At 45.0% G+C, this 16742-nt stretch carries 13 protein-coding genes and 1 other annotated feature; all 13 genes read right to left on the bottom strand.

Annotation, left to right across the window (positions count from 1 at the left end; translation table 11 throughout):
- Positions 1-103: 103 nt before the first annotated feature.
- Positions 104-1066: an alpha/beta fold hydrolase gene (locus tag MHH91_RS00720; protein ID WP_340976689.1), complete on the bottom strand. Its 963-nt coding sequence runs from the start codon at positions 1064-1066 to the stop codon at positions 104-106.
- A gap of 103 nt (positions 1067-1169) precedes the next feature.
- Positions 1170-2360 (bottom strand): elongation factor Tu, encoded by a 1191-nt coding sequence (gene tuf, locus MHH91_RS00715; protein ID WP_003156451.1) that lies wholly within the window; start codon positions 2358-2360, stop codon positions 1170-1172.
- Between the two features lie 119 nt (positions 2361-2479).
- A complete protein-coding gene (gene fusA, locus MHH91_RS00710) occupies positions 2480-4558 on the bottom strand; it encodes an elongation factor G (RefSeq protein ID WP_007410399.1) in 2079 nt (692 codons plus the stop codon).
- 52 nt (positions 4559-4610) lie between these two features.
- Positions 4611-5081: a 30S ribosomal protein S7 gene (gene rpsG / locus MHH91_RS00705; RefSeq protein ID WP_003156447.1), complete on the bottom strand. Its 471-nt coding sequence runs from the start codon at positions 5079-5081 to the stop codon at positions 4611-4613.
- Between the two features lie 39 nt (positions 5082-5120).
- Positions 5121-5537 (bottom strand): 30S ribosomal protein S12, encoded by a 417-nt coding sequence (rpsL, locus tag MHH91_RS00700; RefSeq protein ID WP_003156445.1) that lies wholly within the window; start codon positions 5535-5537, stop codon positions 5121-5123.
- A 115-nt stretch (positions 5538-5652) separates the two neighbouring features.
- On the bottom strand, positions 5653-5901 hold the full coding sequence (locus MHH91_RS00695) for a 50S ribosomal protein L7ae-like protein (RefSeq protein ID WP_013350810.1): 249 nt from the start codon (positions 5899-5901) through the stop codon (positions 5653-5655).
- A 167-nt stretch (positions 5902-6068) separates the two neighbouring features.
- Entirely contained in the window at positions 6069-9668 is a 3600-nt protein-coding gene (rpoC, locus tag MHH91_RS00690) for a DNA-directed RNA polymerase subunit beta' (protein WP_014471357.1), read from the bottom strand.
- 62 nt (positions 9669-9730) lie between these two features.
- Positions 9731-13312: a DNA-directed RNA polymerase subunit beta gene (rpoB, locus tag MHH91_RS00685; RefSeq protein ID WP_013350808.1), complete on the bottom strand. Its 3582-nt coding sequence runs from the start codon at positions 13310-13312 to the stop codon at positions 9731-9733.
- Between the two features lie 243 nt (positions 13313-13555).
- Complete coding sequence (locus MHH91_RS00680) at positions 13556-14161, bottom strand: class I SAM-dependent methyltransferase (protein WP_013350807.1); 606 nt, start codon at positions 14159-14161, stop codon at positions 13556-13558.
- A gap of 91 nt (positions 14162-14252) precedes the next feature.
- A complete protein-coding gene (gene rplL, locus MHH91_RS00675) occupies positions 14253-14624 on the bottom strand; it encodes a 50S ribosomal protein L7/L12 (protein WP_003156436.1) in 372 nt (123 codons plus the stop codon).
- Positions 14625-14665: 41 nt separating this feature from the next.
- Complete coding sequence (rplJ, locus tag MHH91_RS00670) at positions 14666-15166, bottom strand: 50S ribosomal protein L10 (protein ID WP_013350806.1); 501 nt, start codon at positions 15164-15166, stop codon at positions 14666-14668.
- Positions 15167-15229: 63 nt separating this feature from the next.
- Positions 15230-15372: a sequence feature (ribosomal protein L10 leader region), on the bottom strand.
- Positions 15373-15420: 48 nt separating this feature from the next.
- Positions 15421-16119, bottom strand: a complete 699-nt coding sequence (rplA, locus tag MHH91_RS00665) for a 50S ribosomal protein L1 (RefSeq protein ID WP_013350805.1) — start codon at positions 16117-16119, stop codon at positions 15421-15423.
- Between the two features lie 94 nt (positions 16120-16213).
- A complete protein-coding gene (gene rplK, locus MHH91_RS00660; RefSeq protein ID WP_003156430.1) occupies positions 16214-16639 on the bottom strand; it encodes a 50S ribosomal protein L11 in 426 nt (141 codons plus the stop codon).
- Positions 16640-16742: the final 103 nt, after the last annotated feature.

Here is a 16742-nt window from a genome sequence, read left to right as displayed (position 1 = left end):
ATAGACGCATGTTGCAAGGTTTATTTAAAGAACCTTGTGGTTTTCACACTTTGATTATTATACAGGTGATGCCATGATTAATCAAGGATATGCCTGTTTTCTTTCAGAGATGGAAAGATGCGAATCGGCTGACAACTTCAGCAAAGCGATCCGGCTCTTCCAAGTGAGGCGAATGGGCTGAGTTTTCAAACCAGTGCCATTCTTTATAGGGAGCTTCAACCTTCTGATAATATTCGTAAGATATCGTTCCCGGCACCGTCAAATCGAATCTTCCTGACATAAAACAGCACGGTATTTCAATAGAAGAAACTGATTGCCCGGCATCAAAGAAAATGAGATCTTCCCACAAATGTTTCAGGCTGAACATCTGTCCCCGCGCGGCTAAGAAGCTCCCTCTCACACCGTACGGTTCACCAAACAGCATTCGTCCGCCTGCTTTAAGGGCGCCGATCGGATTATGGGTAAAGCCTCCTCCCTTCATCTCGATACAAAGCAGAAACAATGAGCGCTGAAGCTGGCTGTTCCATGGAGGTGCACCGATAAAGCGCAGCGTCTTTTGTAGCAGGCGGTGTTTGCGCTCCTCGCTCCAATCCGTCAGCAGCCGGCAGGCTTCCGTTTCTTCCTTTTGGATATTTACAACCTGACTGATACCGATATACCCATCATACAAATCAGGTCTCTCTTGAAGAACATGAAGCGCCAACACTGATCCCCACGAATAGCCGGCGATATATATTTTTTGCCTGTTGAATTGCTTGCATAAGCGTTCGGTCAAATGAATGGTGTCAGCTGTCAGCTGATCCAAAGTCATAGACGAGCCCGGAATTTCATTTGAATATGAAAGTCCCGCCCCTCTCTGATCCCAGTTCACAACAGTGAAATGCTTTTCCAGCTCGCTCTGGTACTTTCTCGCATAGCCGATTTGAGGCGTGCCGGGCCCGCCGTGCAAAAACAAAAGCAGCGGATTGCTCTTGTCATCACCATTAATCATAATGGTCTGTTCACTGTCGTTAATCAGCAGTTGCTGAAGCATTGAAATCCGTTTTGTCTTGAAGTTATCAATCATCGCTCTGCTCCTAAATTTTGTATAACTTCTATTATACATTGAATCAGCCGGGAAACAAAAAAACGAGGCCCCGCATGGGACCCCGTATTAATGAACGAGTCGATTACTCAGTGATTGTAGAAACAACGCCTGAACCAACTGTACGTCCGCCTTCACGAATAGAGAAACGAGTTCCTTCTTCGATAGCGATTGTAGAGATAAGTTCAACGATCATTTCAGTGTTATCTCCAGGCATAACCATTTCTACGCCTTCTGGAAGATTGATGATACCAGTTACGTCAGTTGTACGGAAGTAGAACTGAGGACGGTAGTTAGAGAAGAATGGAGTATGACGTCCACCCTCTTCTTTAGAAAGAACGTAAACTTCAGCTTTGAATTTGCTGTGTGGAGTGATTGTACCTGGTTTAGCAAGTACTTGACCACGTTGGATGTCTTCACGAGCTACACCGCGAAGAAGTGCACCGATGTTGTCTCCAGCTTCAGCATAGTCAAGAAGCTTACGGAACATTTCAACACCTGTAACAGTTGTTTTGCTGTTTTCTTCTTGAAGACCGATGATTTCAACTTCGTCACCGACTTTAACTTGTCCGCGTTCTACACGGCCAGTAGCAACTGTACCACGACCAGTGATTGAGAATACGTCCTCAACTGGCATCATGAATGGTTTTTCAGTGTCGCGTTCTGGAGTTGGGATGTACTCGTCAACTGCAGCCATAAGTTCAAGAATTTTTTCTTCGTACTCAGCGTCGCCTTCAAGAGCTTTAAGAGCAGAACCCTTAACAACTGGTACATCATCACCAGGGAAGTCGTATTCGCTAAGAAGATCGCGAACTTCCATTTCAACAAGCTCAAGAAGCTCTTCGTCGTCTACCATGTCGCATTTGTTAAGGAATACTACGATGTATGGTACACCAACGTTTTTAGAAAGAAGGATGTGCTCACGAGTTTGTGGCATTGGGCCATCAGCAGCAGATACTACAAGGATAGCTCCGTCCATTTGCGCAGCACCAGTGATCATGTTTTTAACATAGTCAGCGTGTCCTGGGCAGTCAACGTGTGCATAGTGACGAGTGTCAGTTTCGTACTCAACGTGTGCAGTAGAGATTGTGATACCGCGCTCACGTTCTTCTGGAGCACCATCAATTTGATCGTACGCCATAGCTGTACCTTTACCAGATTTCTTATGAAGTACTGTTGAGATAGCAGCAGTTAATGTTGTTTTACCATGGTCAACGTGTCCAATTGTACCGATATTGGCATGTGATTTGGAACGGTCGAATTTTTCTTTAGCCATTCTAAAATCCTCCTTAAGAGCTTTTAATTAGTAATGTATAGAGTGATAGAAAGTGAAAGCAAGCTCTCACTTCCTCATCTTACAATAGTAGTTATACTTGAGTTAAGTGGCAAAATCAATTATTCGCCTTTATTTTTTTTGATAATTTCTTCAGCGATGCTCTTCGGCACTTCTTCGTAGTGATCCATGAACATTGTGAACGTACCGCGTCCTTGCGTGTTAGAACGAAGGGCAGTAGCGTAACCGAACATTTCAGCAAGAGGTACCATCGCACGCACAACTTGAGCGTTACCGCGAGCTTCCATACCTTCTACGCGTCCGCGACGAGAAGTAACATCACCCATGATGTCTCCCATGTATTCTTCAGGAATAACAACTTCAACTTTCATGATTGGTTCAAGAAGAACTGGGTTACATTTGCTGACTGCATTTTTCAATGCCATAGAAGCAGCGACTTTAAACGCCATTTCGTTTGAGTCAACATCATGGTAAGATCCATCAAAAAGTTTCGCCTTGATGTCGATTAGCGGGAATCCGGCTAGGACACCATTTTCAAGAGAGTCTTCAAGACCTGCTTGTACGGCTGGGATGTATTCACGAGGAACAACACCACCGACGATTGCGTTTTCGAATTCAAAGCCAGCGCCTTCTTCGTTCGGTTCAAATTCGATCCAAACGTGACCGAACTGACCGCGTCCGCCTGATTGACGTACGAATTTACCTTCAACTTTTGCACCGGTACGGAATGTCTCACGGTACGCAACTTGAGGAGCACCAACGTTAGCTTCAACTTTGAACTCACGCTTCATACGATCAACAATGATATCAAGGTGAAGCTCACCCATACCAGAGATGATTGTTTGACCCGTTTCAGGGTTTGTTTGTGTACGGAATGTAGGATCTTCTTCAGCAAGTTTCGCTAAAGCGATACCCATTTTATCTTGGTCAGCTTTTGATTTAGGCTCAATCGCTACGTCGATAACAGGCTCTGGGAATTCCATTGATTCAAGGATTACAAGATCCTTCTCATCACATAGAGTATCTCCAGTAGAAGTATCTTTTAGACCTACAGCAGCTGCGATGTCTCCAGCGTAAACAGTAGAGATCTCTTCACGGCTGTTAGCGTGCATTTGAAGGATACGTCCTACGCGCTCACGCTTGCCTTTTGTAGAGTTCTTTACATATGAACCGGAATCAAGTGTACCGGAATATACGCGGAAGAATGTCAGCTTACCGACATAAGGGTCAGTCATAACTTTAAATGCAAGTGCAGAGAATGGCTCTTCATCAGAAGAATGACGAACGATCTCTTCATCTGTGTCAGGACGTACACCTTTGATTGCAGCAACATCAGTTGGCGCAGGAAGGTAGTCAAGAACAGCATCAAGTACAAGCTGAACACCTTTGTTTTTGAAAGCAGATCCAACAAGTACAGGGTAGAATTCAACATTCAGTGTACCTTTACGGATAGCAGCTTTCAGTTCAGGAATAGTGATTTCTTCACCCTCAAGGTACTTTTCCATAAGCTCTTCATCAAGCTCAGCTACAGCTTCAATCAGGCTGCTGCGAAGCTCTTCAGCTTGCTCTTTGTACTCTTCAGGGATTTCTTTTGCATCTGAACGAGTTCCAAGGTCATCTTCATAGAAATACGCAACGTTTTCTACTAAGTCGATGATACCTTCGAAGTTGTCTTCAGCACCGATCGGCAATTGAATTGCGTGAGCGTTAGCTTGAAGACGGTCTCTCAGAGTGCCTACAGAGTAAAGGAAGTCTGCGCCGATTTTGTCCATTTTGTTGACAAATACGACACGCGGTACTCCGTAAGTTGTTGCTTGACGCCATACTGTTTCTGTTTGAGGCTCAACACCTGATTGAGCATCAAGTACGGCAACCGCACCATCAAGTACACGAAGTGAACGTTCAACTTCAACTGTGAAGTCTACGTGTCCCGGTGTATCGATGATGTTTACACGGTAACCTTTCCACTGTGCAGTTGTTGCTGCAGAAGTGATTGTGATTCCGCGTTCTTGCTCCTGCTCCATCCAGTCCATTTGCGAAGCACCTTCGTGAGTTTCGCCAATTTTGTGGATACGGCCTGTGTAGAACAAGATCCGTTCTGTAGTAGTCGTTTTACCGGCATCGATGTGAGCCATGATCCCGATATTACGAGTTTTTTCTAAGGAGAACTCTCTTGCCATTGGGTAATTTCTCCTTCCTTATTAGGGAATTGTAGTTTTGATTATATAAATCCTACCAGCGGTAGTGAGCGAATGCTTTGTTCGCTTCTGCCATCTTGTGAGTGTCTTCACGTTTCTTAACGGCAGCACCAGTGTTGTTAGCTGCATCAAGAATTTCGTTAGCCAGGCGCTCTTCCATTGTTTTTTCTCCGCGAAGACGCGCATAGTTAACCAACCAGCGAAGACCAAGAGTTGTACGGCGTTCAGGACGAACTTCTACAGGCACTTGGTAGTTAGCTCCACCTACACGGCGTGCTTTTACTTCAAGTACAGGCATGATGTTTTTCAATGCTTGTTCGAAAACCTCCATTGCATCATTGCCAGTGCGTTCTTTAATGATATCGAATGACTTGTATAGGATTGTTTGAGATTTACCTTTTTTACCGTCGATCATCATTTTGTTGATCAGGCGGGATACAAGCTTAGAGTTGTAAAGCGGATCAGGTAAAACGTCTCTTTTTGCTACAGGACCTTTACGTGGCATCTGAATATCCTCCCTTCATAGTTTTAATGATTTATTTGATTACTTTGCTTTAGGGCGTTTAGTACCGTATTTAGAACGGCCTTGCGCACGGTTTTCAACTCCGGCAGTATCAAGCGCACCACGAACGATGTGGTAGCGTACCCCCGGTAAGTCTTTTACACGTCCGCCGCGGATCAGTACAACGCTGTGCTCTTGCAGGTTGTGACCGATACCAGGAATGTAGGCAGTAACCTCGATTCCGTTAGTCAAACGAACACGAGCATATTTACGAAGTGCTGAGTTCGGTTTTTTCGGTGTCATTGTACCCACACGAGTACATACCCCGCGTTTTTGTGGAGAAGATACGTTAGTGTGCTCTTTTTTAAAGCTGTTGTATCCTTTGTTTAGTGCAGGTGACTTAGAGTTTTCAACTTTGCTCACGCGTCCCTTGCGAATTAGCTGATTAATTGTAGGCATGTTGTGTTCCTCCCTTCATTACGTTTTATAACCCACATACCCAGGTGGTTCATCATTAGGCAAAAAACAATGTCTTTACACAAGATTGAAATCTTATATAAAAACAAAAAGTACGCTATAACATAATGGCAACAGCTGCTGCTCCCACTTCAATTCCGCAGGCTTTGCCGAGCTTTTTCATGGAATCCACCATACAGACAGCGATGTTTTGGTTCTTTGCAAGCTGGATAACGCCAGCCGTAAGAACTGAATCCGCGTCTTTTGCCACGACGACTTCCTTCACTGAACCTCGTTTCAGAGCTTTCACTGTTTGCTTCGTACCAATAATAATTGATTTGGCCTGTGATACTTTATCATAAGACATAAACATATCCTCCAAAGTAACAGGTTTTATTTCGAGCACCTTGGTTATATTATCACTCTGCGGAACGGATGTCAACATCGTATGACATTTTTTAGTGCAGTCCGCCGCAAGAATAAATGTAATACTGAGGAAAGGCTGTCGAAACAGCCTTCCCGCAGCAGTTTATGTTATTCAGCCGGAACCATATCTTCCGCAGGCTGAACGTTTGAAACAGGTTTTACTTTTCTGTAATTCATCATACCGGTACCGGCCGGAACCAGTTTACCGATGATAACATTCTCTTTCAGGCCGAGAAGTTCATCACGCTTGCCTTTAATCGCAGCATCTGTAAGAACGCGTGTTGTTTCTTGGAATGATGCGGCAGACAAGAATGAATCTGTCTCAAGTGAAGCTTTCGTGATACCGAGAAGGACAGGACGGCCTGTAGCAGGTCGATTGCCTTCAAGCAGCACTTTTTTGTTCGCTTCTGTGAATTGGTGAATATCAAGCAATGTGCCAGGAAGAACATCAGTATCTCCGGCATCGATCACACGGACTTTGCGAAGCATCTGGCGAACCATTACTTCTACGTGTTTATCGCCGATTTCAACCCCCTGCATACGGTAAACCTTCTGAACCTCATGCAGAAGATATTCCTGAACCGTTGTCAGGTCAGTGACTTTAAGAAGTTCTTTCGGATCGATAGAACCTTCTGTCAGGACTTGGCCGCGGGTAATCTGATCACCCTCAGCCACTTTCAGGCGTGAGTTGTAAGGTGCCGTGTATGAACGTGTCTCAACAGCGCCCTGAACAACAATTTCCTGCTGTTTGTCGCGGACTTCATTGATTTCGGCAATTGTACCGTCAATTTCAGAAATCGTCGCTTGACCTTTCGGATTACGCGCTTCGAAAAGCTCTTGGATACGCGGAAGACCTTGTGTGATATCGTCTCCGGCAACCCCGCCTGTGTGGAACGTACGCATTGTTAACTGTGTTCCAGGCTCACCGATAGATTGGGCGGCGATAATGCCTACTGCTTCGCCGACTTCAACGTCGGTTCCGGTTGCAAGGTTTCGTCCGTAGCATCGTTTACATACACCATGAGGAGTGTTACATGTAAACGCAGAACGGATCCACACTTCTTCGATTCCTGCTTCAACGATTTCCAGCGCTTTATCTTCATCGATCAATTCGTTTTCGTTAATGAGCACAGCACCCGTTTCAGGATGTTTGATCTGTTTTCTGGCGAAACGTCCGATCAGACGCTCTTCCAGACGCTCGATGATTTCCGTACCTTCTTTAAGCGGTTTTGCAAGAATACCGCGGTCAGTTCCGCAATCTGTTTCACGAATGATAACATCCTGCGCAACATCAACAAGACGGCGTGTCAGGTAACCTGAGTCAGCTGTTTTCAGGGCGGTATCGGCAAGACCTTTACGCGCACCGTGAGTGGAGATAAAGTACTCCAATACTGTCAGACCTTCACGGAAACTTGATTTGATCGGCAATTCAATGATTCGTCCAGCCGGGTTGGCCATCAGACCCCGCATACCCGCAAGCTGCGTAAAGTTAGATGCGTTACCACGGGCTCCTGAATCACTCATCATGTAAATCGGGTTGACTTCGTCTAATGATTTCATCAGTTTGCCTTGGATAACGTCCTTCGCTGAACTCCAAATTGAAATAACTCTTTCATAACGTTCTTCTTCAGTGATTAAACCGCGTCTGAACTGTTTCATGATATTATCAACTTTGCTCTGTGCTTCTTCAAGAATTTCCTGCTTATCATCGAGAACGACGATATCAGAAACCCCTACTGTGATGCCGGCTTTCGTTGAATATCTGAAACCGAGGTTTTTCATGCGGTCAAGCATTTTAGACGTTTCCGTGATATGGAATCGTTTAAAGATTTCCGCGATGATTTTACCCAGAATACCTTTTTTAAACGGTGCGTTGATCGGCTGCTCTGCAATCACAGCTTTTACGTCAGCACCTTTATCTAAGAAGAAACGGTCAGGTGTTTTCTCTTCAATGTTGCTCTTCGACGGCTCATTCATGTAAGGGAATGACTCAGGAAGAATTTCATTGAAGACCAGCTTACCGACTGTTGTAATTAACAGTTTTGAACGTTGCTCATCCGTAAATGTCACATTCTTCAGGGAGTTCGCCGCAACGGCTACTCTCGTATGAAGGTGAACATATCCGTTTTGATAAGCAAGAAGCGCTTCGTCCGTATTTTTGAAGACCATGCCTTCGCCGACTGCTCCGGCGCGCTCAAGCGTCAGGTAGTAGTTTCCTAATACCATATCCTGAGACGGCGTAACAACCGGTTTACCATCTTTAGGGTTCAAGATGTTTTGAGCCGCAAGCATCAGAATGCGCGCCTCAGCTTGAGCCTCAGCTGATAAAGGTACGTGAACCGCCATTTGGTCACCGTCAAAGTCAGCGTTATAAGCTGTACATACTAACGGGTGAAGACGGATGGCGCGTCCTTCAACAAGCGTAGGTTCGAAAGCCTGGATACCTAATCTGTGAAGCGTAGGGGCACGGTTCAGTAAGACCGGATGCTCCTTAATGACAGATTCAAGTACATCCCATACTTCAGGCTGCACGCGTTCGATTTTGCGTTTTGCGCTCTTGATATTGTGAGCAAGACCTTTTTCAACAAGCTCTTTCATAACGAATGGCTTGAAGAGCTCAAGCGCCATTTCCTTCGGCAATCCGCACTGATACATTTTCAGGTGCGGACCTACGACGATAACGGAACGTCCTGAGTAGTCTACACGTTTACCGAGAAGGTTCTGACGGAAACGCCCTTGTTTCCCTTTCAGCATATGAGAAAGAGATTTGAGCGGACGGTTACCCGGTCCGGTAACCGGACGGCCGCGGCGTCCGTTGTCAATCAGAGCATCGACTGCTTCCTGAAGCATACGTTTTTCGTTCTGAACGATGATGCTAGGAGCACCGAGGTCTAACAGACGTTTTAAACGGTTGTTACGGTTGATGACACGACGGTAAAGGTCGTTCAGGTCAGACGTTGCGAAACGTCCGCCGTCAAGCTGAACCATCGGTCTTAACTCAGGCGGAATAACCGGAAGCACATCGAGGATCATCCAAGACGGCTTGTTTCCTGAATTACGGAAGGCTTCAAGCACTTCAAGGCGTTTGATCGCACGCGTACGGCGCTGTCCTTGAGAGGTTTTCAGCTCTTCTTTTAACATATCAACTTCTTTGACGAGGTCGATGTCCTGCAGAAGTTTATTAATGGCTTCCGCACCCATAGAGGCTTGGAATTTGTTTCCGTACTTATCCAGATACGCACGGTATTCCTTTTCAGATAAAAGCTGTTTCTTTTCGAGCGGTGTATTGGCCGGGTCAGTTACGACGTAAGAAGCAAAGTAAATGACTTCTTCCAGCGCACGCGGTGACATATCCAATACAAGACCCATACGGCTCGGAATACCTTTGAAATACCAAATGTGAGAAACCGGGGCAGCCAGTTCAATATGCCCCATTCTCTCACGACGGACTTTAGCCCGCGTTACTTCAACTCCGCAACGGTCACAAACTACGCCTTTATAACGAACCCGCTTGTACTTGCCGCAATGACATTCCCAGTCCTTAGTCGGTCCGAAAATGCGTTCGCAGAACAGGCCGTCCTTTTCAGGTTTCAACGTACGATAGTTTATCGTTTCAGGCTTTTTCACTTCACCAAAAGACCATGAACGGATTTTATCCGGTGAAGCAAGACCGATGTTCATATACTCAAAATTGTTCACATCTAGCAAGGGGCCTACCTCCCTTTTTATCTTCGGATTAACCGATGTCACTTGCCTTTATCAATCAGAGACTATTCTTTAGTTACTGCGTCACGTTCAACGTCTGGAGATGCTGTTTCTTCCGGCGCTTCATCACCTGATAATGCAAGGCCGTCAGCTTGTTTCGCATCTTCTTCGTCTTCTAGATCTCTCATTTCTATTTCTTCTTCATCACTTGAGAGGATTTTTACATCCATACCTAAGCTTTGAAGCTCTTTGATCAATACTTTGAATGATTCCGGAACACCAGGCTCTGGAACATTATCGCCTTTGACGATGGCTTCATATGTTTTCACACGTCCGACCACGTCATCAGACTTCACAGTCAGGATTTCTTGAAGCGTGTAAGCTGCGCCGTAAGCTTCAAGCGCCCAAACCTCCATCTCACCGAAACGCTGTCCGCCGAATTGGGCTTTACCGCCGAGAGGCTGCTGCGTAACAAGTGAGTAAGGGCCTGTAGAACGGGCATGAAGTTTATCATCAACCATGTGTGCCAGTTTGATCATGTACATGATTCCGACAGATACACGGTTGTCGAACGGTTCTCCCGTACGGCCGTCATAAAGAACTGTTTTGGCGTCTCTTGACATGCCTGCTTCTTCAAGTGTTTCCCACACGTCTTCTTCACGCGCGCCGTCAAATACAGGTGACGCGATGTGAATGCCGAGGTAGCGGGCAGCCATACCCATGTGAAGTTCTAATACCTGACCGATATTCATACGGGATGGTACACCCAGCGGGTTAAGCATGATATCGATCGGCGTGCCGTCAGGAAGGTAAGGCATATCTTCTTCAGGAAGAATCTTCGAGATAACCCCTTTGTTTCCGTGACGTCCGGCCATTTTATCCCCTTCAGAAATCTTACGTTTCTGAACGATATATACGCGTACAAGCTGGTTCACGCCCGGAGGAAGTTCGTCTCCGTCTTCACGGTTGAAGACTTTTACGTCGTGGATAATTCCGCCGCCGCCATGAGGCACACGGAGAGAAGTATCACGGACTTCACGCGCTTTTTCTCCAAAGATTGCATGCAGAAGGCGCTCTTCAGCCGTAAGCTCAGTTACACCTTTAGGCGTTACTTTACCTACGAGAAGGTCTCCGTCGTTGACTTCCGCACCGATACGGATAATTCCGCGGTCATCAAGGTTGCGAAGCGCATCTTCCCCTACGTTTGGAATATCGCGGGTGATCTCTTCCGGTCCAAGCTTTGTATCACGTGCTTCTGATTCATATTCTTCAATGTGAATAGATGTGTATACATCATCTTTCACAAGACGTTCACTCATGATGATGGCATCCTCATAGTTATAACCATCCCATGTCATGAAGCCGACCATTACGTTGCGGCCGAGAGCAAGCTCACCCAGCTCCATTGAAGGGCCGTCAGCAAGGATTTCTCCTTTGACTACTTCATCACCGACACTGACGATCGGACGCTGGTTGTAGCACGTACCTTGGTTGGAGCGGACAAATTTCAGCAAGCTGTACTTATCCAGGTTGCCTTTTACTTTTTGACCGTCAATTTCTTCATAGCGGCGCACCCATACGTTTTTCGCTTCCACCCGTTCAACGATACCAGGGTGTTTACAAATAACGGCTGCACCGGAGTCTTTACCGGATACGTATTCCATACCCGTTCCGACGATCGGAGCTTCCGGCTGCATCAAAGGCACAGCCTGACGCTGCATGTTCGCTCCCATGAGGGCGCGGTTCGAGTCATCGTTTTCCAAGAACGGAATACATGCTGTCGCAGCAGATACAACCTGTTTAGGAGATACGTCCATGTAATCCACGCGGTTGCGGGCTACAACGGTGTTTTCCCCTCTGAAACGGGCTACGATGCTGTCATCCAAGAAAGAACCGTCATCGCTCAGCTTAGCGTTCGCTTGGGCTACGACATAGTTATCCTCTTCATCAGCAGTCAGGTAGTCGATTCTAGGCGTTACTTTTCCTGTTTCAGGATCAACGCGGCGGTATGGCGTCTCAATGAAACCAAAGCGGTTTACTTTCGCAAATGATGACAATGAGTTGATCAAACCGATGTTCGGGCCCTCAGGCGTTTCAATCGGACACATACGTCCATAGTGAGAGTAGTGAACGTCACGTACTTCCATACCTGCACGCTCACGCGTCAAACCGCCCGGTCCGAGAGCTGACAGACGGCGTTTATGCGTCAATTCAGCAAGCGGGTTCGTCTGATCCATGAATTGAGAAAGCTGTGAGCTTCCGAAGAACTCTTTAATAGACGCAATAACAGGTCTGATGTTAATCAGCTGCTGCGGCGTGATTGTGTTTGTGTCTTGAATTGACATTCTTTCACGTACGACACGTTCCATCCGGCTTAAACCGATACGGAATTGGTTTTGCAGGAGTTCACCTACAGAACGCAGACGGCGGTTTCCGAGATGGTCGATATCATCAGTGTCGCCCACTCCGTGCAGGAGGTTGAAGAAGTAGCTGATAGAAGAAATAATATCAGCAGGCGTAATGTTTTTAATCGCCTCTTCAATGTAAGCATTGCCGATCACGTTGATCGTCTGCTCTCCTTCTGCATCAGTAGGAGCATAGATTTTAATGGATTGAAGCATCACTTCATCCTCGACTACGCCGCCGTTAGGATAAAGTTTTCTGAAGCCGATTCCATTTTCTAAGTATGGCAGTACTTTATCAAGTGTTCTTCTGTCAAGAATCTGCCCTTTTTCAGCGAGAATTTCACCGGTTTCAGGATCCACCAGTGTCTCTGCAAGGCGCTGGTTAAACAGGCGGTTCTTGATATGAAGCTTTTTATTAATTTTATAGCGTCCTACATTCGCAAGGTCGTATCGCTTCGGATCGAAGAAACGGGAATCCAGCAAGCTCTTTGCGTTTTCTACTGTAGGCGGCTCTCCGGGACGAAGGCGCTCATAGATTTCAAGAAGCGCTTTGTCACTGTTTTCAGTGTTGTCCTTATCCAGTGTATTGCGGAGATATTCGTTCTCTCCAATGAGATCGAGAATCTCTTGGTCGGAACCGAAGCCGAGAGCACGCAAAAGAACCGTAACCGGCAACTTACGTGTGCGATCAATGCGGACATACACAACATCTTTCGCATCAGTTTCGTATTCTAACCATGCGCCACGGTTTGGAATGACAGTCGCGGTAAAACCTTTTTTACCGTTTTTGTCTACTTTACCACTGAAATATACACTTGGAGACCGAACAAGCTGAGATACGATAACACGTTCTGCACCGTTGATGATAAAAGTACCGGTATCTGTCATAATAGGGAAATCACCCATGAAGACATCCTGGTCTTTTACCTCTCCAGTTTCTTTGTTAATTAAACGAACCTTCACTCTTAGCGGAGCTGAGTAAGTCACATCACGTTCTTTTGACTCTTCAACGGGATACTTAGGATCTCCTAAACTGTAGTCAATGAACTCAAGAGAGAGGTTACCAGTGAAATCCTCAATTGGTGATATGTCTTGAAACATCTCTCTAAGACCCTCATCAAGAAACCACTGATAAGAAGAGGTTTGAATTTCAATGAGATTTGGTAATTCTAACACTTCGCTAATGCGAGCATAGCTTCTGCGCTGGCGGTGTCGTCCATACTGAACTAGTTGACCTGTCAACTGATTCACCCCTCAAATCATGCGTATTATATGTGTAATAAGCATCCCTTACAATGAAGAAATACTTTTACAAGACAAAAGAAAAAAGGGTTTCTAATTAAGAAAACCACATCCAAAAACAAATACCGATTTTATTAACATTTCCATGTTTGTATAATTTATACATGCACTATGATTATTCAGCATATCATGCAAAATATATACATTGGCATTTTACAATATTAACATAGCTGAAAATTCAAGTCAAACTTTTTTTGCTTTTATGATATAATAGCCTTTCTTTTTTTGAACAACAGAAACTTCGTCAAAAAGTTCCTTCAGTTTTTCAACGGCAGAAGGCCCGCCCTGTTTTTTCTGTATAACGATCCACAATTCACCTGAAGCCCTTAAATGCTCAGCGCTTTTTTCAAAAATGGCATGGACAACTTTTTTTCCGGCGCGGATTGGGGGGTTTGTAATAATCGAAGCAAATGTTTGAGCAGAATCAATATTTGAAAATAAATCACTCTGATAAATCCGAACGTTTTTTATTCCGTTTTTTTCTGCATTTTCATTTGACAGCTCTACGGCTCTTTCATTCACGTCAATCATGTGCACGGTCCGGTCTGTAAATTCACCGGCAAGCGACAGACCGATCGGCCCGTAGCCGCAGCCTGCATCCAAGAAGTCACCGTCAATTTCAGGCTCTTCAAACGCTTCAATTAAGACACGTGAACCGAAATCAACTTCCTTTTTCGAGAAAACGCCGCTGTCACTTGTGAATGTATAAGATCTGTTCCGCAGTGTAAATGACCATGTCTGTTTATCGCTTTTAACTGAAGGTTTTTCTGAATAATAGTGTTCACTCATTATTAGAACCTCCTTTTTTAATGGCACTTAAAGAAAAGCAAAGAAAAAGCCCGCCTCATAAAAGCGAGCTTCCCCTACAGGCAAGTGAAGATTACTTAACTTCTACAGAAGCGCCAACTTCTTCAAGTTTAGCTTTAAGCTCTTCAGCTTCTTCTTTCGCAATACCTTCTTTAAGTGGTTTTGGAGTGTTGTCAACAAGTTCTTTAGCTTCTTTCAAGCCAAGACCAGTGATTTCACGAACAACTTTGATAACTTTGATTTTCTGAGAACCTGCACCAGCAAGGATAAGGTCGAATTCGCTTTGCTCTTCAGCAGCGCCGCCAGCAGCAGCTCCGCCAGCTACAGCTACAGGAGCAGCAGCAGTTACGCCAAATTCTTCTTCGATTGCTTTTACTAGGTCGTTCAATTCAAGTACAGTTGCTTCTTTAACGGAAGCAATGATTTCTTCGATATTTAAAGCCATTTGAAATTCCTCCATTTGTTTTATTTTAGGTTAAAATCAGATTAAGCGCCTTGTTCTTCCTTTTGATCTGCAACTGCTTTAGCTGCAAGTGCAAGGTTGCGAACTGGAGCTTGAAGTACGCTAAGCAACATAGAAAGTAAGCCATCGCGTGAAGGAAGTTCAGCAAGAGCTTTCACTTCTTCAACAGAAGATACTTTACCTTCGATAACGCCCGCTTTGATTTCCAGAGCTTCGTGGTTTTTCGCGAACTCGTTAAGAACTTTCGCCGGAGCGACAACATCTTCAGTACTGAATGCGATCGCATTCGGTCCAGTTAAGACATCATTCAAACCATCAAGTTCAGCTTGTTCAACCGCACGGCGAGTCATTGTGTTTTTGTACACTTTGAACTCTACGTTAGCTTCGCGAAGCTGTTTACGGAGTTCAGTTACTTCAGAAACGTTAAGTCCGCGGTAGTCAACGATGATCGTTGATTTGCTTTCTTTCAGTTTAGAAGCAATCTCTTCAACAACAACTTTTTTTGTTTCAATTGCGCTGCTCATGGTTACACCTCCTGTAGATTTTGTGTAACACTTATACCGCTAGGTGATCACGACTGTGACGACGATTCCATATAAAAAGCCTCCATGTGGACATGGAGGCTGTATATACAAGCATACGTAACGTAATAGCTGTGATATATATACACCTCGGCAGGATATTAAGCCACAACGGCCCCTGCTGTCTACGGTATAAATGACATATTATATTTTACAACATTTTGAATCATATCAGAATGCTGATCTAAAGTCAAATATTATTTTACGTTGAAAGTAGAAGCGTCTACTTTGACACCAGGGCCCATAGTAGAAGTAACGGCAACGTTTTTCACGTAAACACCTTTAGCCGCAGCCGGTTTTGCTTTCAGGATTGTATCATACATTGTTGTGAAGTTCTCAACAAGTTTTTCATCCTCGAAAGAAACTTTTCCGATTGGAACATGGATGTTACCAGCTTTATCAACGCGGTATTCAACTTTACCAGCTTTGATTTCGCCGATTGCTTTTTCTACTTCGAATGTAACAGTTCCTGTTTTAGGGTTTGGCATAAGACCTTTTGGTCCAAGCACACGGCCGATTTTACCGACTTCACCCATCATGTCAGGAGTCGCAACGATTACATCAAAATCGAACCAGCCTTGCTGGATTTTCGTGATGTAATCAGAATCGCCTACGTAGTCTGCACCGGCAGCTTCAGCTTCTTTTGCTTTTTCGCCTTTAGCGAATACAAGCACACGCTGAGTTTTACCAGTTCCGTTAGGAAGAACGACTGCACCGCGGATTTGCTGATCGTTTTTACGAGGGTCAACCCCTAAACGAAAAGCAACTTCAACTGTAGCGTCGAATTTAGCTGTGTTTGTTTTTTTAGTAAGCGCCACTGCTTCAGCGACGTCGTAAGCTTTTGCACGGTCTACAAGCTTCGCAGCTTCAACGTACTTTTTACCTTTTTTAGCCATTTTAAAATTTCCTCCTTATGTGGTTATAGCGGAATAACCTCCCACGAATAAGGGTTGCGAACTTGTGAAAACTCGCAACCCGACAAGAAACAAATTAATCCTCGATAACGATACCCATACTGCGGGCAGTACCTTCAACCATGCGCATTGCCGCTTCAACGTCTGCTGCGTTTAAGTCAGGCATTTTCGTTTCAGCGATTTCGCGAACCTTATCGCGCTTAACGGTTGCCACTTTATTACGGTTTGGTTCACCAGAACCAGACTCAATTCCAGCTGCTTTTTTAAGCAATACTGCAGCAGGCGGAGTTTTTGTAATAAATGTAAATGAACGGTCTTCGTAAACCGAAATTTCAACAGGAATGATTAAACCAGCTTGGTCAGCTGTACGAGCGTTAAACTCCTTACAGAATCCCATGATATTTACACCGGCTTGACCTAGTGCAGGTCCAACTGGCGGCGCTGGGTTAGCTTTTCCAGCAGGAATTTGCAATTTTACAACTTTTACTACTTTTTTAGCCACGAGACACACCTCCTTAAGTCCGTGATGTGGTAATAGGGTAAACCCTCCCACTCAAGGTTTCATTCTTTATATGAATGACGAAATATCAAGCTAGCTGCCTTGG

The sequence above is a fragment of the Bacillus sp. FSL K6-2819 genome (assembly GCF_038008305.1).
Lineage (GTDB): Bacteria > Bacillota > Bacilli > Bacillales > Bacillaceae > Bacillus > Bacillus amyloliquefaciens.
This window is presented reverse-complemented; position numbering and strand designations above follow the sequence as displayed.